The following is a 19,091-nucleotide window of genomic DNA, read 5'->3' as shown; positions in this document are numbered from 1 at the left end:
GGCCGGGCGGCGCGGTCGGGAATGGGCCAATGCTAAACGCAGCGGCGGCGCCGACCGCCGGCCTCAGTAGCCCGGGTCCTCGCCAAACCGTTCGAGATAGACCGGCTCATGACCGCGCTCGCGCATCCACAGCGCCAGCGCGTGGCCGGTGCCGGCCGGCCAGGGCCGCAGCCGCGCCGGCTCGACGAGGCGGTAATCGACCAGCTCCTCGCTGAGCTTCACCTCGCCCTCGGCCACGACGTGATAGGCGATCAGCAGCTCGTTCTTGCGCTGGAACGGCCAGACGCCCAGCAGCTTCTCGACCCGGCCGGTGAGCCCGGTCTCCTCTGCCACCTCGCGCAGCACGCCTTCGAGCGGATCCTCGACCGGCTCCAGAAAGCCGGTGATGAGGCCCCAGGCGCCTTCGGCCCAGGCGGCATTGCGTGCCAGCAGCACGCGGCCGTTCAACTCGACCACCGCCGCGACCACGGGGATGGGGTTGTTCCAGTGCACGAAGCCGCATTCATGCGCGAAGCAGGTCTGGCGCTCGCCGGCGCCGTGATCGCGCGGCGCCAGCTCGCCGCCGCAGCGCGGGCAGAAGCGCCAGACGGGCGCAGCGGGCAGCGGCGGCAGTGAATCGGTCATGGCGTGGTCTCTTGCGGCAAGGGCAGGCGTGGCGGCCGCGGATGCAGCCGCGCCATCAGCAGCGAATCGACGTAGGCACCGCCGCGCAGCGCATGCGCGCGCATCCGGCCTTCCACCTCGAAACCGTGGCGCTGGTACAGCGCGATGGCCGGAGCATTGTCGGCAAACACGGTCAGCTCGATGCGCAGAGCAGCCAGCCAGTCGTCGGCCACTTCGAGCGCGGCGCGCAGCAGCGCCGTGCCGATGCCACGCCCGTGCCGGTCGTCGCGCACCGCCATGCCCAGGCTCAGCACATGCGCGCGGCGCGGATTGCCGCCATCGACCTTGAACAGGTTGAGCATGCCGACCACCTCACCGCCCAGCTCCGCCACCAGCGGCGTCGAGCCGGGCAGCGGCTTGGCCAGCCGCTCCTGCCACAGCGCCACATCCACATGCGGCTGCTGGAGCGTCATCGGAAAGCTCTCGGCGCCGCCCATGCAGGCGGCCACGCCGGGCGCATCGGCCAGCGTGGCGCGGCGAATGACGGGATCGGTCATCGCCCGGGCCCGCCGCTTACAGCTTGCCTTCGGCCCAGCCGGTCACGCTGGCCAGCGCCGCCGGCAGACCGGCCGGATCGGTGCCGCCGGCCTGGGCCGACTCGGGCTTGCCGCCGCCCTTGCCGCCGACCTGCTGCGCGACAAAGTTGACCAGCTCGCCGGCCTTGATGCGGCCGATGGCATCGGCGGTCACGCCGGCCACCAGACTCACCTTGCCGCCCTCCACTGCCGCCAGCACGATGGCCGCCGTCTTGAGCTTGTCCTTCAGCTTGTCCATCGTCTCGCGCAGCGTCTTCACGTCGGCGCCGTCGAGCGTGGCCGCGAGCACCTTGATGCCCTTGATGTCGACCGCCTGCGCGGCGAGGTCATCGCCCTGGCTCGACGCCAGCTTGCTCTTGAGGCGGGCGATTTCCTTTTCCAGCGCCCGCACGTTGTCGAGCATCTGGCCGACCTTGGCCGTCACTTCCTCGGGCTGGGCCTTGAGCGCGCGCGCGGCTTCGACGATCTGCGCCGCCTGCTTCTGCACATAGGCCACGGCATTGTCGCCGGTCACGGCCTCGATGCGACGGATGCCGGCCGCGACGCCGCCTTCGCTGACGATCTTGAACAGCCCGATGTCGCCGGTGCGGCCCACATGCGTGCCGCCGCAGAACTCGACCGTGCTGCCGATGCTCAGCACGCGCACCTCGTCGCCGTACTTCTCGCCGAACAGCGCCATCGCGCCGGTCTTGATCGCGTCGTCGTACTTCATGACGGTGGCGTCGGTCGCGGCGTTGGTCAGCACCTCGTGATTCACGATGGCCTCGACGCGACGGATCTCGTCGTCGGTCAGCGCCTGGTGATGGCTGAAGTCGAAGCGCGTCTTGTCGGCATCGACCAACGAGCCACGCTGCTGCACATGCGTGCCCAGCACTTCGCGCAGCGCCTTGTGCATCAGGTGGGTGGCCGAGTGGTTGCGCTTGGTGCGCTCGCGCCGCTCGCCGTCCACGTCGGCATGCAGCTTGTCGCCGACCTTGAGCGTGCCGCTGTCGAGCTGGCCGTGATGGCCGAACACGTCGGGCTGGATCTTCTGCGTGTCGGCCACGGCGAACGTGCCACCGGCCGCGACCAGCCGGCCGGTATCGCCATGCTGGCCGCCCGACTCGGCATAGAACGGAGTGCTGTCGAGCACGACGATGGCGTCCTGCCCCGGCGCGATGGCGTCCACGCTCGCGCCATCGGCGAACAGCGCCACGACCGTGGCCTCGGCGCTCAGCGCCTCATAGCCCACGAACATCGTCTTGCCACCCGAGTAGTCGAGCGAGCCCTGCGCGACCTTGAACTTGCCGGCCGCGCGCGCGGTTTCGCGCTGGCGGTTCATGGCCACTTCAAAGCCGTCCTGGTCCACGGTCTTGTTGCGCTCGCGCGCGATGTCGGCCGTCAGGTCGACCGGGAAGCCGTAGGTGTCGTAGAGCGTGAACACGGTCTCGCCGTCGATGACGCTGCCGTCCTTCTGCAGCGCCACTTCCAGGATCTTCATGCCGTGCTCCAGCGTCTCGCCGAAGCGCTCTTCCTCGTTGCGCAGCACCTGCTCGATGCGCGCCTGCTCGGGCACGATTTCGGGATAGGCGGCGCCCATCTCGGCGACCAGATCGGCCACCAGCTTGTAGAAGAACGGCTGCTTCTGGCCCAGCTGATAGCCGTGGCGCAGCGCGCGCCGAATGATCCGGCGCAGCACATAGCCGCGGCCTTCATTGCCCGGCGTCACGCCATCGACGATGAGGAAGCTGGTCGCGCGGATGTGGTCGGCAATCACCTTGAGCGAGTTGTTGGCCAGGTCCTGGCAGCCGGTCTCGCGCGCGGCGGCGCCCACCAGACGCTGGAACAGGTCGATCTGGTAGTTGCTGTGAACGTGCTGCAGCACGGCGGCCACGCGCTCCAGGCCCATGCCGGTGTCGACGCAGGGCGCGGGCAGCGGCGTCATCGTGTATTCGCCGGTCGCCGGGTCGATCTGGCGGTCGAACTGCATGAACACGTTGTTCCAGATCTCGATGTAGCGGTCGCCGTCCTGCTCGGGCGATCCGGGCGGGCCGCCCCACACATCGGGACCGTGGTCGTAGAAGATTTCCGAGCACGGACCGCAGGGGCCGGTGTCGGCCATCTGCCAGAAGTTGTCCGACGCGTAAGGCGCGCCCTTGTTGTCGCCGATGCGCACCACGCGCTCGGCCGGCAGGCCGATGACCTTGGTCCAGATGTCGAAGGCTTCATCGTCGGTCTGGTAGACCGTGGCCCAGAGCTTGTCGGCCGGCAGCCCGAATTCCTTGGTCAGCAGCTCCCAGGCCCAGACGATCGCGTCGTGCTTGAAGTAGTCGCCGAACGACCAGTTGCCGAGCATTTCAAAGAAGGTGTGGTGGCGCGCGGTGTAGCCCACGTTCTCGAGGTCGTTGTGCTTGCCGCCGGCGCGCAGGCAGCGCTGCACCGACGCGGCGCGCACATAGGGGCGCTTTTCGGTGCCGAGGAACACGTCCTTGAACTGCACCATGCCGCTGTTGGTGAACAGCAGCGTGGGGTCGTTGCCCGGCACGAGGCTCGACGAGCGGACGATGGTGTGGCCCTTCGACTCGAAGAACTTCAGGAACTTTTCGCGTATCTCGGCGGCTTTCATCTGCGGGCTTTCGTGCTCGGACTGGTGTCGGGATGTCGTGCTTGCGGGGTGCTGGCGCCAGCCGGCTGTCCGCTTTGGACAGACACCGCACTGAACGCCGCATTCCCCGTAAAGGAATGTTTCGGGCAGCCGGCGATTATACGAACTCAATCCGGCCCTTCCCGCGCCGTAAGAAAGCCATTGGCGCCGGGCTCCGCGAGCCCTTCGCGCGCCGTTCGCAACACCTGACAACGGAGACCTCCATGGCCCGCTTTCTCGCGCTCGACCAGGGTTCCAGCTCGTCGCGCGCGGCCGTCTTCGATACCGACGGCCAGCACACGCCAGTGATCCAGAAACCGCTGCCGGTGCATTTCCCCAAGCCGGGCTGGGTCGAGCACGACCCGGCCGATCTGTGGACGACGCAATTCGAGGCCGCGCGCGATGCGCTGCTGGCCGCCGGCGTCGGCGCGCTCGAGCTGAGCGGCATCGCCATCACCAACCAGCGCGAGACCACGCTGGTCTGGAGCCGGCGCAGCGGCGCGCCGATCGGCCCGGCCATCAGCTGGCAGGACCGCCGCACCGCCGGCTGGTGCCAGGACCGCATCGAGGAAGGCCTCGCGCCGCTGGTGCGCAGCCGCACCGGGCTGGTCATCGATCCCTATTTCGCCGCCGGCAAGATCGCCTGGCTGCTCGACCATCTGCCCGGCGCGCGCCAGCTGGCCGAGGCCGGCGAGCTGGCCTTCGGCACCGTCGACAGCTGGCTGATCTGGAAGCTCACCGGCGGCGCAGTGCATGCCACCGATGTGACCAACGCCTCGCGCACGCTGCTGTTCGACATCCGGCGCGGCGTGTGGGACGAGGAGCTGTGCACCGCCTTCAACATCCCGCGGGCGCTGCTGCCGACGGTCAAGCCTTCGGCCAGCTATTTCGGCGACTGCGCTGCCTTCGGCGCGCCGGTCTCGATCATGGGCGTGGCCGGCGACCAGCAGGCGGCGCTGTTCGGCCACGGCTGCATGGCGCCGGGCCAGGCCAAGAACACCTACGGCACCGGCTGCTTCGCGCTGCTGCATACCGGCGACGAGGCAGTCGTGAGCAGTCACGGCCTGCTCACCACCCGTGCAGCGCAGATCTCGCGGCTGAAGGAATTCGCGCTCGAGGGCGCGGTGTTCGACGCCGGCTCGGTCGTGCAATGGCTGCGCGACGAAGTGCGGCTGTTCACCCGCACCGCCGACATCGAGCCGCTTGCAGCCAGCGTGCCCGACAGCGGCGGCGTGGTGCTGGTGCCGGCCTTCAACGGGCTCGGCTCGCCGGTCTGGGACCCGACCGCGCGCGCCGGCATCCTGGGCATCACGCGCGGCACCAGCCGGGCCCACATCGCGCGCGCGGCGCTGGAGAGCATTGCGCTGCAATCGGCCGAGGTGCTGCTGGCGATGCAGGCCGACTCGGGCATGAAGCTGACCGAACTCAGCGTCGACGGCGGCGGCTCGGCCAACGATCTGCTGATGCAGATGCAGGCCGACCTGCTCGGCGTGCCGGTGCGCCGGCCGGCCAACATCGAGGCCACGGCCTTCGGCGCGGCGGCGATCGCGGCGCACACCACCGGCACCTATCAGCACGCCGAGGACCGCGATCTCGATTCGACGCTGTTCGAGCCCACCATCGGCCGCGACGAGGCGGCCGAGCGGCTGGCGCACTGGCGCAAGGCGGTCGGCCGGGTCTGCGACTGGGCCTGATGCGCGCCGCCCCGAGCCTTGCCGGCTGGCCCGGCCCGCGCGTGATCGCGCATCGCGGCGGCGGCAGCCTCGCGCCCGAGAACACGCTCGCCGCGCTGCGCGCCGGTCATGCGGCCGGCGCGCGCGGCGTGGAATTCGACGTGATGCTGAGCCGCGACGGCCTGCCGCTGCTGATGCACGACGCCGACCGTGGCCGCACCGTGGACGCGCGCGCCGACGGCGCCGGCGTGGCCGACAGCCCGGCGCACGAGCTGCTCGCGCTCGACGCCGGCAGCTGGTTCGACCCGCGCTTTGCCGGCGAGACGGTGCCCACCTTCGCCGCCGCGCTCGCGCTCTGCGGCGAGCTGGGGCTGTGGATGAACGTGGAAATCAAGCCAGCCCGCGCCGACCTGGCCGAAGCCACCGGCGCAGCGGTCGCGCATGCGGCGCTCGACTGGCTAGCGCTGACCGGCGCGCCTGCGCCGCTGCTGTTCAGCTCGTTTTCCGACGCCGCGCTCGCCGCCGCGCGCCGGATTGCGCCGGGGATTGCGCGCGGGCTGCTGGTCGATGCGCTCGCGCCCGACTGGCCGGCGCGCGTGGCCGCGCTCGACGCCGCCACGCTGCATGCCAATCGCTCGGCCTTCACGCCCGAGGCGCTGGCGGCGCTGCATGCCGGCATGGCCGCCGGCCGGCTGCCGCGCGTGGGGCTGATGGCCTGGACCGTCAACGATGCGGCCGAAGCGGCGCGGCTGCTGGCGGCCGGCGTGGCCGTCTGCACCGATAGGCCCGACCTGATCCGCGGCTGAGCCGGCCTGCGCCGCTCAGGCCGCCACGCGCGGCGCGCCCTCCTGCGCCAGCCGCCATTCCACGATTTCCGCCACCGAAATCATGGTGAAGCCATGCCGGCGCGCGTAATCGTCGAGCTGGGCGCCACGGGTCATCGTGCCGTCGTCGTTCATCAGCTCGCAGAGCACGCCGGCCGGCGTCAGCCCGGCCAACCGCGCGAGGTCGACCGCGCTTTCGGTGTGGCCGCGCCGTTCCAGCACGCCGCCCGGCCGCGCGCGCAGCGGAAACACATGGCCCGGCCGCGCCAGATCGCCGGCAGTGGCGCCGGCCGCGATCGCCGCACGGATCGTCGTCAGCCGGTCGGCCGCCGACACGCCGGTGGTCACGCCGGCGCGCGCCTCGATGCTCACGGTGAAGGCGGTGCCGTACTGGCTCTCGTTGGCCGCGACCATCGGCGGCAGGTCGAGCCGGCTGGCGTGCTCGTCGGTCAGGCAGAGGCAGACGATGCCGCTGCAATCGCGGATGAAGCGCGCCATCGTCTCGACCGTCATGGTCTCGGCGGCGACGATCAGGTCGGCTTCGTTCTCGCGGTCGAAGTCGTCGCAGACGATGACCGGACGGCCGGCGCGCAGATCGGCCAGCGCCCGCTGCATGCGCAGCGCGGCGGGTTCGGCAGCGACGCTGCCGGCGGAGGGGGATTGCTCGTTCATGCTTGAAACGCTCTCGCAAAAGGGGCGAAAAACATTTCAGGGTGCGAACGCCATCGGCGCCCGGCCCGACGAGCGACGCGCGCGGCACGCGGCCGCACGCGCCGCCCGCCCGGCCGGGCGCGCGACGACGCATCTTCTTTCATCCGGACTGTGACCGTCGGCCCCGGCATCCGACCGGGTCTGCTGACCCTGCCGGGGACGGCAGGCGCTCGCGGGCTCGTCGCCGCAGCGACCTACCGCCGGTGGGGAATTGCACCCCGCCCTGAAGACCAGCCGGACAGGATTGTCCGGCGGCGCCGAGTGTAAACCCGGGGTTCAGGCGGCGAGGCTGAGCGTGCTGCCGCTGCGGCTGCTGCCGTAGCTGTCGGACGCCATGCCGAGGTACTGGGCCAGCATGCCGGACAGCATCTGCGACATGCGGGAGCCGTCGTCGCTGGCGGTGCTGGTCGAGCTGGTCGAACTGGTCGAGCTGCCGGTGGTGGCATCGTCGTCGGGCCTGGGCGGCGGGCCGCCGGCACCGCCGGCCTTGTCGAACATCGACTTCATCGTGTCCTCGAAGCTCGTGACCTCGTCGCTGCTCAGGCTGCCGTCGCCGTCGCCGTCGATGGCGTCGAAGATCTTGGACAGCTGGGCCGACGAGGTGCTGCTGCTGCTCGTGCTGCTGTCGGTGCTGCTGCTGTCGTCCAGGCCGAACTCGCTCTTGCTGATGCTGCCGTCCTCGTCGCTGTCGAGCGCGCTCAGGCCGCCCTGCCCGCCCGCGCCGCCGGGGCCGCCGGGGCCGCCCGACGGCGGCGGTCCGGGCGGCGGACCGCCGGCGCCGCCCATGCCGCCACCGCCGCCGGCGGTCATGTTGTGCAGCTGCGCAAAGTTGGCGCTCGACATCGCCTGCTGGCGCTGGCTGTCCATGTCGGCGCTCAGTTCGTCGGAGCTGAGGCTGCCGTCGCCATCGCTGTCGGCGCGCTTGAACAGATCGTCGACCGAGGTGGCCGATCCGGTCGAGCCGCTGGCGCTCGACGATGACGACGACGACGTGAGGCTGTCGATGGCCGTCTGCATCTCCGACTTGCTGATGCCGCCGTCGCCATCGCCGTCGAGCTTCTTGAACATTGCCTGCTTCATCCGGCTGGCGCCGGCCTGCTCGGTGCCGCCCATGCGGCCCCAGGCCGATGCGCCGCCGATCCCGCTGATCGTGCTCATTGCTGTTCCCCTTCGGTGGTGAGGCCCGGCTTCAGGTCGAGGTCGGGCGTTGTCAGTTTCGAAGGCGGATGTACAGGGGCTATTGCCCGCTTGTACCGGCGTCGATACAAAGCGCCGGCAGCGCCAGCGTGGCGACCAGCCCGCCGGCCGGCGCGTTGCGCAGCAGCAGCGTGCCGCCGTGGCGCCGGGCGATGTCGCGCGCGATGGCCAGACCCAGGCCCACGCCACCGGTGCCGCGGTTGCGCGAGGCCTCGCCGCGCACGAAGGGCTCGAACATCGCCTCGATGCGCTCGGGCGCGATGCCGGGGCCGTCGTCGGCCACTTCCACCACCACCGCGCCGGCGGCATCGCGCGTCAGGCCGAGCCGGGCGCAGCCGCCGTAGCGCAGCGCGTTCTCGACCAGATTGGCGACGCAGCGGCGCAGCGCGACCGGCTGGGCGTGGACGAGGTAGCGCGGCGCGGACGAGTCGGCAGCGGCGCGCGCCACGGCGGCAGCGTCGGACTCGGCGCCGGCCAGCCGCACCGCCCGGCCGCAGTCGGCCTCGTCATCGGCCAGCGCGGCCAGCAGCGCCGCCAGATCGAGCGGCGCGAAGGCTTCGGGCCGGGCGTCGCCGCGCAGATGGTCGAGGGTGGCGCCGATCATCGCGTCCATCTCGGCGATGTCGCGCCGGAAGCGTTCGCGCTCGGCAGCGTCGGCCAGCGCCTCGCTGCGCAGCCGCAGCCGGGTGAGCGGCGTGCGCAGGTCGTGCGACACGGCGGCGACGAAGCGGCGCCGCTCGTCGCGCTGCTCGCGCAGCCGCGCCTGCATGGCGTTGAAGCCGCGCGCCGCCTCGCGCGCCTCGGCCGGGCCGGTGTCGTCGGCCAGCGGCGCGCTGTCCAGGTCGGCGCCCAGTTCGCCCGCCGCCTGCGCCAGCCGGCGGATCGGCGCGGTGAGCCAGCGCGCGCCGATCCAGGCGCCGAGCGCCACGGCGGCGGCGCGCACGCCGATGTCGAGCAGCAGCCCGGGCGGAAAGTGCGGCGGCGGCGGTCGATCGCCAGGCGGCGGCGGCGGACGGCCGGCAAAAGGCGCACCGGGCGGCGGGAATGCCGACCCGTCGGCATGCGGCGCCAGAGGCCGATCTGCAAACGCGTCGGGCGGCGGCCCCGGCGGCGGCATCAGCTCGAACATCAGCGTCAGCGCCAGCACATGGCTGACCGCCAGCAGCGCCAGCAGCAAGGCCAGCAGCCGGCCGAACAGGCCGCGCGGCAACGGCAGCCGCGCACCGAGCCAAGGCAGCAGGCGCGCGACCGGCGCCGCCGGCGTCGGCTGGCGTGCCGCGCCCGGCCGCACGGCGCTCACATCCGCACCGCCGGCGCACAGCGCGCGGCCATCGCGTTGAACAGATAGCCCTCGCCGCGCACGGTCTTGATGAGGCGCGGATCGCGCGGATCGTCGGCCAGCTTCTGCCGCAGCCGCGACACCAGCAGATCGATGCTGCGGTCGAACCCGTCGCCGGCACGGTCGCGCGCCAGATCGCTGAGCTGCTCGCGGCTGAAGATGCGGCGCGGCCGGCGCAGAAAGGTGTTGAGCAGCCGGAACTCGGCATTCGACAGCGGCACCACCGTGCCGTCGGGCGAGGTGAGCCGGCGGCTGTCGAGCGCCAGCGTCCAGCCGTCGAAGCGCACCACCTCGTCGGCCGCCGGCGGCGTGACGCCGCTGCGCCGCAGCACGGTGTGGATGCGCGCCACCAGCTCGCGCGGCTCGAACGGCTTGGTGAGGTAGTCGTCGGCGCCCATCTCCAGCCCGAGCACGCGGTCGGCCGGCTCGCTGCGCGCGGTGAGCAGGATCACCGGCAGCTCGGAGCGCTGGCGCAGTTCGCGCAGCAGCGCCAGGCCGTCCTCGCCGGGCAGCATCAGGTCGAGCACGACCAGCGCCGGGCGCTCGTCGGCGATGGCGGCGCGCAGCTCGGCGCCGCTGGCGGCCGGGCGCGGCGCCAGGCCGTAGCGCGCGAGGTAGTCGCAGACCAGACCGCGCAGGTCGGCATCGTCATCCACCACGAGGATCGTCGGCTGCGCCGGCATGCGGTTTCTCCTGAACGGACGCGGGCGCAGTGCCCGCAACAGCGGCTCAGGTTAGGCATTGCCCGGGGCTTCAAAGCGCCGAAACGCGGCCGTAAACGCGCGGCGTTCGGGGCTTTGCGCGGGCGCCGGCGCGGCAGCCGGCCGAATCTGTCCAGCCCGGGGCGGTCATGCGTCACGGTCCGGGGCCGGCGCGCAGCACCGCGCGCGATCGGCTCGGCAAACTCGGGGCCTCCTCCATTTCCCCATTCCAACGTGCGCAATCCAATCATCGACATCGCCAAGGGGCTGGGCATCGTCCTGGTGGTGCTGGGTCACAACCCCTTGCTGGTGCCACCCGGCAGCGAGGCCTTCCGCATCGTCTTTTCCTTTCATGTGCCGCTGTTCCTGTTCCTGGCCGGCGTGTTCTTCCGGCCGAGCCAGCCGCTGCCGGCGCTGGTGCGGCAGAAGGCCGATGCGCTGCTCAAGCCTTATCTGGCGGTGGCGCTGACCGTGCTGGTGGCCAATCTGGCGCTGACGCGGCAGTTCGATCCGCAAGGGCTGGCGGCGCTGGCCTGGGCCACCGGGCCGACGCTGCGCACCTGGGCCGCGCTGTGGTTTCTGCCGCATCTGTTTCTGGTGTTCTGCCTGAGCCGGCTGCTGCTGGCCAGCGCGCCGCTGCGGGCGCTGGCTGCCCGCGCCGGCGAAGTCGCCACCAGTGCCGGTCTGGCGGCGGCGCTGCTGGCGGCGGGCGTCGCGCTGCTCGGGCCGAGCGGGCTGATCGCGGCGCCGGCCGCCGCCTGGTTCGGCCGGCCGGTCGTGGGCCTGCCGTTCAGCGCCGACCTGCTGGCGCTGAACACGGCCTTCTTCCTGGCCGGCCATGCGGCGGCGCGACCGGTGCTCGATTTCCGCTTCCGGCCGCTGCCGACGCTGGCGGCGCTGGGCATCTTTGCCACGCTGCACGCGCTGTTCGACGAAAGCCTGGATCTCAACCTGCGCCATTACGGCCAGTTCTGGATCGCCAGCGCCGAGGTGGCGAGCGGGATTTATCTGGCGCTGGCCGCCTCGGCGCTGCTGGCGCGGGTGCCGGCGCTCACGCGCGCCTTCTCCCATCTTGGCGGCGTCACGCTCACGGTGCTGATCTTTCATGCGCCGTTTCAGGGCGTGTTCATCTATCTGCTCAAGCGGCATGCGGTCCCGGTACCGGCGGTGGCCGGCGGGCTGGCGGCGCTGGCCCTTGGGCTGGCGCTGCCGCTCGGCATCGCGGCACTGGCCGCACGCTGGCGCTGGCTCGGTCGCTGGCTGCTGCCGGCGCCGCGCAGCGCCAGCGGCGGCCGCGCGGCGGGCGCCAGCGCAACCGCCTCGGCGGCCGGGCCGGCCTGAGCCCGGCCCGCCGCGGCGGCCGCCTCAGACCGCAAACCGTCCGCCCGCCGTACCGCGTCCGGCTTCGTCGAGCGCGGCGCACAGCCCGGTGGCCCAGCGCCGCGCGCGCAGGCCGGTCTCGGCCTCGACCACCTTGGCGCGCGCATGCAGCTCGGCCAGCGGAATGTCGATGGCCGGCCCGCTGAAGCACAGCGCCACGCGATTGCCGGCGTCGATCTCGGGCAGGCAGAGCACGCGGCCGTCGAACACCTCCAGCAGCCGGCGCCGGTTGCGCGGAAAACTCTCGTGCTCGCCGAACAAGTTGACCACCACGATGCCGGCGTCCTTCAGCAGCGCGCGGCAGCCGGCGTAGAAGGCGACCGAATCCTCGACCGGGCCGCGCGCCTGGGCGTCGTACAGGTCGATCTGCACCACGTCGTGGCGGGCACCGGCGCGGCTGGCGGCGCGCTCGGCCTGGCGCGCGACGAACTCCGCCGCGCCGTCTTCCAGCACGCTGAGCCGGGCGTCGTCGGGCGGCAGCGCAAACATGCTGCGCGCCACGCCGATCACCTCCGGATCGCGCTCCACCGCCGTGACGGCGCAGGGAAAGCGCGCCCAGCAGAACTTGGTCAGCGCCGCCGCGCCGAGCCCCAGTTGCAGCACCGAGAAGCCGGCGCGCGCCGGATCGAGGAACAGCAGCCAGCTCATCATCTGGCGCACGTATTCCAGCTCGATCTCCCAGGGCCGCGAGATGCGCATCGCGCCCTGGATCCACTCGGTGCCGAAGTGCAGGAAGCGCACGCCGCGCTCCTCGGACAGGGTGATGCCTTGCGGGCGGAAGGGCTGGGATCGGCGGGTCATGGCGGGCTCGTGCGGATGGGCGCGCGCCGGCGGGCTGCCGGCGCGGGGCGCGCATTGTGCCCGCCGCGGCGGCCCGGCGACGGACGGCGCCGGATCGCCGGACCGGCGCGCGCCCCGCCCGCCCCGCCCGCCTCAACCGCCGCGCCGCCCCACCCAGCGCCCGACGCCCCAGGCGATCGCGCCCGTGAGCGCCGCGATCACCAGCGCCATCACCCGGAAGCCGTGCGGATGCTCGGCCAGCGGAATACCGCCCACGTTCATGCCGAACATGCCCGACACGAGATTGATCGGCAGCGCGAGCACGGTGACGAGCGTGAGCGTGAACAGGATGCGGTTGCTCTCCTCGGCCAGGCGGGCGGCGGCCTCGTCCTGCATGAGCTTGAGCCGCTCCTGCACGCCGCCGATGTCGCGCAGCACGAGCGCGAAGTCCTCGGTCGCGGCTTGGAGCCCGGCCACGTCGGCGGCCGGCACCCAGGCCGGCGGGCGCGCGAGCATGCGCATGAGCGCGTTCGGCTCCGGCGCGAGCAGGCGTTGCAGCCGGCCCATGAGCCGGCGCAGGCGCGGCAGCTCGCGGGTCTGGCCGTCGTGGCGACCGGCGAGCAGCGCGTCCTCGATCGCATCGGCGCGCTCGGCCACCTGACGCACGATGGCCTGGAGTTCGTCGGCCTGGTCGCGCAGCAGATGGTCGAGCAGCGCCACCGGCGAGCCCGGCAGCTCGCCGCGCCGCACCGCCATGCGCAGTCGGTCGACGGCGCGCAGCGGATGGCGGCGCGCGCTCACGAACAGCCTCGGCCCGGCGGCGAGCCAGAGCGTGGCCACGTCGCCGGCGTCGAAGGCGAAGTCGAACACCACGTCGTTCATCACGGCGAACAGCCATTCGCCGTCGCGCTCGATGCGCGTGGTGCGCGAACCGCCGTGCAATTCGTCGAAGAAGTCCTCGCTCAGCCCTGCATGGGCGCGCAACCAGGGCTCGGCGCCCGCATGCGCGAGGTTGAAGTGCAGCCACAGGAAGCCGGGCGCCTCGCCCGCGAGCCAGCCCGCGGCATCGGTGCAGTGCGGCAGCGCAACAGCCTCGGCGCCGGGCGGGAAATGCCAGCCGCAGATGAGACCGTGGTCGTCGGCGCCGTAGCTGGCGGTGGCGGCGGGAAGCGGAAGGTTCATCGGGGGGCAGCGCCGACGGCGCCCGGGCGGAGGGGGCGCAAAAGCTGCCACGGCTTCATGCCATGCCGATGACAGTCCGTACCCACCTCGCCGACCGTCATCGCGGTGCAACAAAAAGCCGCCGCGAGCCGGCGCGCGCTTGCCGACGAGGGGGGCGGACTGCATCGTCCACCCCGCCTCCAGGTACGGGCGCCAGCGCGACGCCCGACACACAAAGACAACCCGCATCGGCCACAGAGCCAACACAACGCGAGGACTGACCATGAGTTACACCGTGCGTTTCGCCACCGACCTGCGCCAGCCGGCCCAGTGCATCGAGCTTGCCTCCGAAGACCAGGCCATCGCCGAGGCCAAGCGCCTCGCCCGCGAAGGCGTCGCCAACCACGCCTGGGCCGCGCTGCGGCTGGCCGACGGCCTGACCTTCCTGGCGATGAACGTGAACGGCGAGGTCGAGGCGACGCGCCTCGCCAACTGAGGCGGCCGACGCTCGCGCGACGGCACGGCGGCGTCGCGCGGCTGTCATTCGCGTCGGTCAGGCTGGCGGCGTGATCGCGCCCCGGGCGCGGTCGGTCTCACAGGACGACGCCCATGCTCAAGGAAGACGCGGTTGCCAGCCTCGGCCCCGCCGGGCTGCTGCTGCCCGGCCGCATCAACGCCGCGCTGGCGGCCAATGACCGCCTCAAGTTCTGGTTCACCGTGCTGCAGGCAGCGCTGGCGCAGGCCACCGGGCAGACGCCGGCGAACGCCGACTTCAGCCGCGAACGCGCGCTGACGGGCATCGCCCAGCCCTGGCCCGAAGCCCTCGTCACCGAAGCCCGCCTCGACGGCGACCAGCTGCTCGTGCCCGGACTCGCGCGGCTGCGCGACGCCATCGCGGCCGACCTGCGCCTTATGGCGCGCCCGCTGCTCGACACCGCCGCCGACGCCGGCTGGCAGGCGCGGCTCGACCGCCTTTGCGCCGGCCTCGGCGACTGGGCCGACGGCGCCATCGCGCCGGCCGCCATCGCCGCCGTCACGCACGGCGACCGCGACGCCGGCGACAGCGCCCATCTGTTCGTGATGGACATGCACAAGGCCATCAACCGGCTCGCCGCCGGCCTCGCCACCGAGGACATCGACGGCGCCCACGGCTGGCGCCTCGGCGGCGACGACGACCGCGAGCGCGTGCGCGCCTTCATGCGCGGCCTGCACCGCACCGCCGCGCTCAAGTTCGACCATCCCGGCCTCGATACCGCCGCCACCCGCGACGGCAACCGCCTGCTGATCCAGAACGACATCGGCACCAACGACGCCCACGTCATCGTCATCCACGTCGAGCCGGCGCGCGTCAGCCTCACCTACTCCGACCTGCACGCGCCGCGCTTCGAGTTCTTCCGCCGTCGTCTCGAAGCGGCCGGCGGACGCTGGACCGCCGCCCGCAGCACGGTCACGCCCGGCCTCAACGCAGGCCACAGCCATGTGGTCGGCACCGCCGTGTTCGAGGCCGACGGCCCGGTCGCGCTCGACCGCGCGCTCGACGCCATCGGCGCCGAACTCGTCTTCCTCATCGACTGGAACCGCGCCCGCAAGCAGCTGGGCCGGCTGGTGGACAAGCCGCTCGCCGTCACCGTGCTCGACCGCGCCGCCCGGGCCGGCCACGGCCACATGGCCTTTCTGCGCGCCGGCGGCGACCGGCTCGTGTTCGCGGCCATGCAGGCCATCGACGGCGGCGTGTTCCGCCTCGGCGACACGCTCGACGGCGTGCTCGGCGCCGAGGCGGCCGGCGACTTTCTCGTCCAGGTACTGGGGCTGGCGGCGCGCGCGCTGCTGGCTGGCCGCCCCGTGTCGCTGGTGGAGGACGAGAGCCGCGTGCTGCTGGCCCGGCTGGTGGCGCGCCGCACCGCCGGCTGGGAGCTGCTGGCCGACCACGCCGCCTGGTGCCACGAACTGGCGCGCGGCCTCGGCGACTGCCTCGGCCACGGCGCCGACGCCGCCGAGCTGGCGCGCCGCGCCCGGCGCTGGGAACGCGCCGCCGACGAATGCGTGCTGGCCGCCCGCGTCGGCGCCGAACGCCAGCCGCGCCGCGCCCGCGTCGCGCACATCCTCGGCCGGGCCGACGACGTGGCCGATTCGCTCGAAGCCGCCGCCTTCATCCACGGCCTGGCCGCCGGCGCGTCCGCCGGCGGACGGCCCGACGCTCTCCCGCCCGGCGCTCTCGTGCTCGGCACCGCGACGCCCGGCGAGGCCAGCCCAGGCGTACCGACGCCGAGCGCCACCGCCCTGCCCGACGCGGCGCGCGGCCCGCTGCACGCGCTGGCCGAAGCCACCGTCGGCGCCGTGCGCGACTGGATCCGCGCCATCGAGATCGCGCGCCAGCTGCCCGCCACCGGCCGCGCCGACGACACCGACGCCCTGCTCGACATCAGCTGGCGCATCGCCGCCGCCGAGCGCCGCTGCGACGAACTCTGGCGCGACGTCCGCCGCGCGCTGCTGGCCGGCCCCTGCTCGCCCGTCGCCCATCAGCTCGCGGTCGAGCTGGCCGGCCATCTCGAAGACGCCACCGACCACCTGCTCGCCGCCAGCCACGAACTGCGCGACCTCGTCCTCGCCGACGCCGGCGCCGCCCCGGGAGCCTCCGCATGACGCCCGACCTGCACTTCCTCGGCACGGCGCGCGACGGCGCCGAGCTGCCCGGCCCGCAAGCCATCGGCTTCAAGGCATGGAACCTCGCGCGCATGGCCGCGCTCGGGCTGCGCATTCCGCCCGCCTTCGTGCTCGGCACGCGCCATTGCGCCGAGGCCGCCGCCGGCCCGCGCCTGCCCGAGCCACTGCGCGCCGCCCTGCCCGGCGCGCTGGCCGAACTCGAAGCCGCCACCGGCCGCCGCTTCGGCGATCCGGCCCGGCCGCTGCTGGTGTCGGTGCGCTCGGGCGCGCCTGTGTCGATGCCCGGGATGATGGACACGCTGCTCGACATCGGCCTGTGCGACGCCACCCTGCCCGGCCTGCTGCGGCTCACCGGCAATCCCCGGCTCGCGTGGGACAGCCTGCGCCGCCTCGTCGCCAGCCATGCCGAGGTCGTCGGCGGATGCGATCCGGCGCCGTTCGAGGCCGCCGTGCGCGAACTCGCCCCCGACGGCGACGAACGCCGGCTCGACTGGGCCGGCATGCGCGCGCTGGCGCTGCGCAACCTCGCGCTGGCGCGCGCCGCCGGCGCCCCGCTGCCCGCCGCGCCGCTCGACCAGCTCGAAGCCGCCATCGCCGCCGTGTACGCGAGCTGGCGTTCGCCGCGCGCCGTCGGGTACCGCCGCGCGCGCGGCATCGACGACGCGATGGGCACGGCGGTGATCGTGCAGGCCATGGTGTTCGGCAATGCCGGCGGCGCCTCGGGCGCGGGCGTCGGCTTCACGCGCGACCCGACCCGAGGCGCGCCCGGCCTGTGGGTCGATTTCCTGTTCAACGCCCAGGGCGAGGACGTGGTGTCGGGCCGGCGCAGCGCCCACGGTCATGACGCACTCGCCGCCGGCATTCCGGCGGTCTGGCGCGAACTTGAAGACGGCGCCGACCGGCTCGAACGCGGGCTGGGCGACATGCAGGACATCGAGTTCACCGTCGAGGACGGCCGGCTGTGGTGGTTGCAGACCCGTGCCGGCAAGCGCACGCCGGTGGCGGCGGCACGCATCGCGCTCGACCTGCACGCGGCCGGCGTGATCGACGCCGCCGAGGCGCGCCGCCGCGTGGCCGGGCTGGACGCGCGCACGCTCGCGGTCGAATGCCTCGCCCAGGCCGACGGCTCCGCCGCCACGCCCGACGCACGGGCGCCGAGCGCGAGCAGTGGCGTGGCGGTGGGCGCGATCACGCTCGACGCCGAGGCTGCGCGCCGCCTCGCCGCCACCGGCCGTGCCGTGGTGCTGGTGCGCCACGACGCCGAGACCGACGACATCGCCGCGCTCGAAACCGCCGCCGGCCTGCTCACCGCGCGCGGCGCGCGCACCTCGCACGCGGCGGTGGTCGCGCGCCAGCTCGGCAAGGTCTGCCTCGTGGGCTGCGACGGGCTGGAAATCGACCCGGCCCGGCGCCGCCTGCGCCTCGGCGATCGCACGCTGGCCGAAGGCGACGACATCACCCTCGACGGCAATTCCGGCGCGGTGTACGCGGGCGCGCTGGCCACGCGCGCCGAAGCCGACGCCGGCCTGCTCGCCCGGCTGGCCGCCTTGCGCGCGGGCGAGTGCGCCGACTCCCGCCCGTTGGCCTGAATCGCCGGCCTGAATCGCCGGTCTGGCCCGGCTGCCTGGCAGCCTGACTGACGGCCGACCGCCCGCCCGGCACGCGCCCGCCGATTCAGCCCGCCAGCGTCGATAAATCCAGCGCGTCGCGCCAGGCCGCGAGCTTGACCGCGTGCGGAATCGACGCATTGGCCGGGCTGGTCGACGGCAGCACCCGCACGTCGAAGCCGAGCGCGCGCCAGTGCTCGGCGAATTTCCCGCTCGTGCGGCCGTTGTGGCAGATGCGCGCGAGCCGGGGCGCCCGCGCGCGCAGGGCCGCGAAATCGTTGGGCTCGGCGAGGCGGATGGCGCTGTCGAGGCTGCCCTCGCGCTCGCAGGCGGCGTACACGTCCCAGAGCGCGAGGCCGGCGTCGAGCAGCGCGGCGAGCCGGTCGGCATAGGCCATCGCCACCAGGTCGCGGCCGATCACCTCGCCCACGATCGGCCAGAAGCGGTTCTGCCGATGGGCGTAGTACTGCCCCGCCGCAAGCGACGCCGCGCCCGGAAAGCTGCCGAGGATGAGCACCCGCGACGTCGGCCCGACCACGGGCGCGAGGCCGGTCAGGCGGGTGGCGGAAGACGATGCGGAGACGGGCTTCATGACCGGCGATTCTGCCGTGCCGGGTTGCGCGCTGTCCGCGCTGACGCGGCCGACTGGCGGGACCATGGCCGCCGCGCCGGCGCCGCCACATGCGCCACATGGGCGACACGACAGCGGCTGGCCGACCGCATTCCCCCACGCCGCGCGGGGCTATCCTCCGCAGCGGCCCGCCGGCGCGGCGGGCGCCAACCTCCGGAGAACAACATGCCCCGCAACAACATCGCCTTCATCGAGCGAGCCAAGGTGCCCGCCCTCACCGCCCTCAACGCCGCCATCGCCGGCCTCAAGTTCAAGCTCGTGGTCGAGCACGACTACAAGCCCTTCGAGATCGCCGGCTACCTGCCCTGCACCCTCGACGGCGAGGACGCCGGCTTCGACATGCGCTTCGCCAGCGCCGCCGAGCATGCCGGCAAGAGCGAGGCGCTTGGGCCCGTGCTGGGCGCGCGCGACGTGGCCATCGCCATCAAGTGGGGCGGCGATCCGCGCGAGGTCGCGGCGGCCTACATCGTCATCGCCGCGCTGGCCAAGGACTTCGACGCGCTCGTCATCGATGCCGACAAGGGCACGCTGTTCGAGGCCGCCAAGCTGGTGACGCGCGCGCGCAATTCGCTCGACGAGCTTTGATGCACGCGCCGCGCCC

General features: G+C 73.0%; 18 protein-coding genes and 1 riboswitch. Of the genes, 8 read left to right on the top strand and 10 right to left on the bottom strand.

Translation table 11 applies throughout. The features are described from left to right. Positions 1-63 precede the first annotated feature (63 nt). Genes B9P64_RS07860 through alaS form a run of 3 tightly spaced genes read right to left on the bottom strand, consistent with a single transcriptional unit; the run spans position 64 to position 3,804 of the window. Entirely contained in the window at positions 64-624 is a 561-nt protein-coding gene (locus B9P64_RS07860; RefSeq protein ID WP_085315674.1) for an NUDIX domain-containing protein, read from the bottom strand. Next, the gene (locus B9P64_RS07855) at positions 621-1,160 is read right to left on the bottom strand and encodes a GNAT family N-acetyltransferase (RefSeq protein WP_085315673.1); all 540 of its coding nucleotides are present in this window, start codon (positions 1,158-1,160) and stop codon (positions 621-623) included. The genes B9P64_RS07860 and B9P64_RS07855 overlap by 4 nt, the downstream gene beginning before the upstream one ends. A gap of 16 nt (positions 1,161-1,176) precedes the next feature. Further along, positions 1,177-3,804 (bottom strand): alanine--tRNA ligase, encoded by a 2,628-nt coding sequence (alaS, locus tag B9P64_RS07850; RefSeq protein WP_085315672.1) that lies wholly within the window; start codon positions 3,802-3,804, stop codon positions 1,177-1,179. Positions 3,805-4,046: 242 nt separating this feature from the next. Between alaS and glpK the strand changes: the two genes are divergently transcribed. Together glpK and B9P64_RS07840 are read left to right on the top strand one after the other, a co-directional pair. Then, a complete protein-coding gene (glpK, locus tag B9P64_RS07845) occupies positions 4,047-5,516 on the top strand; it encodes a glycerol kinase GlpK (RefSeq protein WP_085315671.1) in 1,470 nt (489 codons plus the stop codon). Beyond that, entirely contained in the window at positions 5,516-6,301 is a 786-nt protein-coding gene (locus B9P64_RS07840) for a glycerophosphodiester phosphodiesterase family protein (RefSeq protein WP_085315670.1), read from the top strand. Before glpK ends, B9P64_RS07840 begins: the two co-directional genes overlap by 1 nt. Positions 6,302-6,316: 15 nt before the next feature. On the opposite strand, the gene ribB is transcribed toward B9P64_RS07840, so the two are convergent. Beyond that, on the bottom strand, positions 6,317-6,991 hold the full coding sequence (ribB, locus tag B9P64_RS07835) for a 3,4-dihydroxy-2-butanone-4-phosphate synthase (protein ID WP_085315669.1): 675 nt from the start codon (positions 6,989-6,991) through the stop codon (positions 6,317-6,319). Between ribB and B9P64_RS25625 the strand changes: the two genes are divergently transcribed. Next, a complete protein-coding gene (locus B9P64_RS25625) occupies positions 6,990-7,145 on the top strand; it encodes a hypothetical protein (RefSeq protein ID WP_176256768.1) in 156 nt (51 codons plus the stop codon). The genes ribB and B9P64_RS25625 overlap by 2 nt on opposite strands. Beyond that, a riboswitch (FMN riboswitch) is annotated at positions 7,119-7,265 on the bottom strand. Its footprint overlaps the gene before it by 27 nt. A gap of 41 nt (positions 7,266-7,306) precedes the next feature. On the opposite strand, the gene B9P64_RS07830 is transcribed toward B9P64_RS25625, so the two are convergent. The 3 genes from B9P64_RS07830 to B9P64_RS07820 all read right to left on the bottom strand — a co-directional run bounded on the left by B9P64_RS07830 (position 7,307) and on the right by B9P64_RS07820 (position 10,249). Next, entirely contained in the window at positions 7,307-8,188 is an 882-nt protein-coding gene (locus B9P64_RS07830) for an EF-hand domain-containing protein (RefSeq protein WP_085315668.1), read from the bottom strand. A gap of 79 nt (positions 8,189-8,267) precedes the next feature. Continuing rightward, positions 8,268-9,527, bottom strand: coding sequence for an ATP-binding protein (locus tag B9P64_RS07825; RefSeq protein WP_235839924.1), 1,260 nt, complete (start codon positions 9,525-9,527; stop codon positions 8,268-8,270). Next, a complete protein-coding gene (locus tag B9P64_RS07820; RefSeq protein WP_085315667.1) occupies positions 9,524-10,249 on the bottom strand; it encodes a response regulator in 726 nt (241 codons plus the stop codon). The genes B9P64_RS07825 and B9P64_RS07820 overlap by 4 nt, the downstream gene beginning before the upstream one ends. A 252-nt stretch (positions 10,250-10,501) precedes the next feature. Between B9P64_RS07820 and B9P64_RS25620 the strand changes: the two genes are divergently transcribed. Continuing rightward, positions 10,502-11,608: an acyltransferase family protein gene (locus tag B9P64_RS25620; protein ID WP_176256767.1), complete on the top strand. Its 1,107-nt coding sequence runs from the start codon at positions 10,502-10,504 to the stop codon at positions 11,606-11,608. 24 nt (positions 11,609-11,632) lie between these two features. On the opposite strand, the gene B9P64_RS07810 is transcribed toward B9P64_RS25620, so the two are convergent. Then, complete coding sequence (locus tag B9P64_RS07810) at positions 11,633-12,448, bottom strand: class I SAM-dependent methyltransferase (protein WP_139826193.1); 816 nt, start codon at positions 12,446-12,448, stop codon at positions 11,633-11,635. A gap of 132 nt (positions 12,449-12,580) precedes the next feature. Next, on the bottom strand, positions 12,581-13,609 hold the full coding sequence (locus B9P64_RS07805) for a transporter (RefSeq protein WP_034410986.1): 1,029 nt from the start codon (positions 13,607-13,609) through the stop codon (positions 12,581-12,583). Positions 13,610-13,871: 262 nt separating this feature from the next. Here B9P64_RS07805 and B9P64_RS07800 point away from each other — a divergent pair, with 262 nt between their 5' ends. From B9P64_RS07800 to B9P64_RS07790, 3 genes are all read left to right on the top strand, one after another. Beyond that, positions 13,872-14,084: a hypothetical protein gene (locus tag B9P64_RS07800; protein ID WP_028311068.1), complete on the top strand. Its 213-nt coding sequence runs from the start codon at positions 13,872-13,874 to the stop codon at positions 14,082-14,084. A 113-nt stretch (positions 14,085-14,197) separates the two neighbouring features. Next, a complete protein-coding gene (locus tag B9P64_RS07795) occupies positions 14,198-16,231 on the top strand; it encodes a hypothetical protein (RefSeq protein ID WP_028311067.1) in 2,034 nt (677 codons plus the stop codon). After that, positions 16,228-17,841 (top strand): PEP/pyruvate-binding domain-containing protein, encoded by a 1,614-nt coding sequence (locus B9P64_RS07790; protein WP_028311066.1) that lies wholly within the window; start codon positions 16,228-16,230, stop codon positions 17,839-17,841. The genes B9P64_RS07795 and B9P64_RS07790 overlap by 4 nt, the downstream gene beginning before the upstream one ends. 85 nt (positions 17,842-17,926) lie before the next feature. On the opposite strand, the gene B9P64_RS07785 is transcribed toward B9P64_RS07790, so the two are convergent. Then, the gene (locus tag B9P64_RS07785) at positions 17,927-18,451 is read right to left on the bottom strand and encodes a DNA-deoxyinosine glycosylase (RefSeq protein ID WP_034410984.1); all 525 of its coding nucleotides are present in this window, start codon (positions 18,449-18,451) and stop codon (positions 17,927-17,929) included. A 204-nt stretch (positions 18,452-18,655) separates the two neighbouring features. Between B9P64_RS07785 and B9P64_RS07780 the strand changes: the two genes are divergently transcribed. After that, positions 18,656-19,075 carry a hypothetical protein gene (locus B9P64_RS07780; RefSeq protein ID WP_028311064.1) on the top strand — a complete coding sequence of 140 codons (420 nt, stop codon included), beginning with the start codon at positions 18,656-18,658 and terminating at the stop codon, positions 19,073-19,075. Positions 19,076-19,091: the final 16 nt, after the last annotated feature.

This window comes from Derxia lacustris, assembly GCF_002105195.1.
Classification (GTDB): domain Bacteria; phylum Pseudomonadota; class Gammaproteobacteria; order Burkholderiales; family Burkholderiaceae_E; genus Derxia; species Derxia lacustris.
The sequence above is the reverse complement of the archived record's forward strand: the minus strand, read 5'-3'. Positions and strand labels throughout refer to the sequence as shown.

Bases quoted from the DNA above. Each gene is read 5' to 3' on its own strand.
- B9P64_RS07860 (WP_085315674.1), bottom strand. From the start codon at position 624: ATGACCGATTCACTGCCGCCGCTGCCCGCTGCGCCCGTCTGGCGCTTC.
- B9P64_RS07855 (WP_085315673.1), bottom strand. From the start codon at position 1,160: ATGACCGATCCCGTCATTCGCCGCGCCACGCTGGCCGATGCGCCCGGC.
- alaS (WP_085315672.1), bottom strand. From the start codon at position 3,804: ATGAAAGCCGCCGAGATACGCGAAAAGTTCCTGAAGTTCTTCGAGTCG.
- glpK (WP_085315671.1), top strand. From the start codon at position 4,047: ATGGCCCGCTTTCTCGCGCTCGACCAGGGTTCCAGCTCGTCGCGCGCG.
- B9P64_RS07840 (WP_085315670.1), top strand. From the start codon at position 5,516: ATGCGCGCCGCCCCGAGCCTTGCCGGCTGGCCCGGCCCGCGCGTGATC.
- B9P64_RS25625 (WP_176256768.1), top strand. From the start codon at position 6,990: ATGCTTGAAACGCTCTCGCAAAAGGGGCGAAAAACATTTCAGGGTGCG.
- ribB (WP_085315669.1), bottom strand. From the start codon at position 6,991: ATGAACGAGCAATCCCCCTCCGCCGGCAGCGTCGCTGCCGAACCCGCC.
- B9P64_RS07830 (WP_085315668.1), bottom strand. From the start codon at position 8,188: ATGAGCACGATCAGCGGGATCGGCGGCGCATCGGCCTGGGGCCGCATG.
- B9P64_RS07820 (WP_085315667.1), bottom strand. From the start codon at position 10,249: ATGCCGGCGCAGCCGACGATCCTCGTGGTGGATGACGATGCCGACCTG.
- B9P64_RS07810 (WP_139826193.1), bottom strand. From the start codon at position 12,448: ATGACCCGCCGATCCCAGCCCTTCCGCCCGCAAGGCATCACCCTGTCC.
- B9P64_RS07805 (WP_034410986.1), bottom strand. From the start codon at position 13,609: ATGAACCTTCCGCTTCCCGCCGCCACCGCCAGCTACGGCGCCGACGAC.
- B9P64_RS07800 (WP_028311068.1), top strand. From the start codon at position 13,872: ATGAGTTACACCGTGCGTTTCGCCACCGACCTGCGCCAGCCGGCCCAG.
- B9P64_RS07795 (WP_028311067.1), top strand. From the start codon at position 14,198: ATGCTCAAGGAAGACGCGGTTGCCAGCCTCGGCCCCGCCGGGCTGCTG.
- B9P64_RS07790 (WP_028311066.1), top strand. From the start codon at position 16,228: ATGACGCCCGACCTGCACTTCCTCGGCACGGCGCGCGACGGCGCCGAG.
- B9P64_RS07785 (WP_034410984.1), bottom strand. From the start codon at position 18,451: ATGAAGCCCGTCTCCGCATCGTCTTCCGCCACCCGCCTGACCGGCCTC.
- B9P64_RS07780 (WP_028311064.1), top strand. From the start codon at position 18,656: ATGCCCCGCAACAACATCGCCTTCATCGAGCGAGCCAAGGTGCCCGCC.